Below are 1,278 nucleotides of genomic sequence, written 5' to 3'. Positions count from 1 at the left end.
CTGCCGTCATGGGAAGACCCAAGAGAGTGGTACCCAACACGCCAATAGTCATCCAGACACTGAGCTTTGAAACAGGTACAGAAAGTAGAGCTTTCATTGTGAAAATCCTTGTAGATGGGGCTTATGCTTACATCTACAGGCTGAAATCCACCGGTTCCCACTTCTCAGTTGTGATAACAAAGGAGCGAAAATATGCGGTTAATCACAGGTATTGAGGAGAAAGGAGGTTACAGAGGGTAAGCAAACTCTTGACTTGAAGTTTAGTAAACAGCCGTCGATATGGAAAAATGCCCAGTCTAGCGATCGGGCATGTAAACCCCTTTTAGGGTGCATCTTTTTCACTGTTCCCAGGCGTGGACATTGGACAACAGATTTTTATGCTGTTACCTCGGCTTCAACCTCGTTCCAAAATTGCTTAATTCCGTCCAGGACTCCCGCAAAGTAGCTATGTGCTGGGGCGTTATCAGTTTGATGTGTCTGAAGCAATTCAACAAGGAGGAAGCCATCCACTTCGCAATCCTAATGATCTAAGCGAGTATGACAATTAAAGCGCATTGCTGATAAGGGTTTCAGCCTTAACGTGAGTTTCTGTTCCATTGCTACTCAAACCCCCCATTACTACTCAACCCCCACCCCTATACCTTTGGAAGAGGCGATTCCCTTACCGATTCCATTGGACGAGCAGCAATTAGAGTAGGGCTTTCCAGCCCATCTGGCACTTTTTTGCCCTTATATCGGCTCAAGCCCGGTTAACGCCAATAACTAACACCTGGAACGTATCCAGCTAATTCAGGGCTATACTCCTCGACCACGTTGGAGCATCCACCATCAGCAAATCGATTGGGATTTCTCATACCAATTTAAATTGAGTAGAAGGCAAATGATTTAGACTGAGAAGTAGTGTTTCAGACTCAGCCAATGGTGGGTGTTACCTCAATCGAAGTGAAGGAAAGTTTGGATGATTTAGCTTTGCAGTTACGTCAAGCGGAAACAGCGAGTGCAAAGGAACGATTGCAAGTGCTGTACTGGCTCAAGCAGGAAAACGCTCCCAGCATCAGTGTGATTGCGAAAGCGAACGGGAAACATCGAAACACGGTGCAAACGTGGTTATCGATGTACCGGGAGGGTGGCATCGAAGCGATGTTAGAAGTTAGGAAATCACCTGGGGGTGTGCGAGTGATTCCACAATGGGCGGAGGTGGCTTGAGCGAAGCGATTACAGGAACCTGAACATGGATTCCACAGCTATGGGGAGGTGCAGCAGTGGCTGGAAGAAACC

1 protein-coding gene is annotated in these 1,278 nt (G+C 47.2%); it reads left to right on the top strand.

Going from position 1 to position 1,278, the window contains the following annotated elements:
• Positions 1-900 precede the first annotated feature (900 nt).
• Positions 901-1,206 carry a helix-turn-helix domain-containing protein gene (locus AC1S52_RS02965; RefSeq protein ID WP_482027553.1) on the top strand — a complete coding sequence of 102 codons (306 nt, stop codon included), beginning with the start codon at positions 901-903 and terminating at the stop codon, positions 1,204-1,206.
• The last annotated feature ends 72 nt before the right edge of the window (positions 1,207-1,278 follow it).

The organism is Kovacikia sp. CALU 1929, from assembly GCF_056784235.1.
This window is presented reverse-complemented; position numbering and strand designations above follow the sequence as displayed.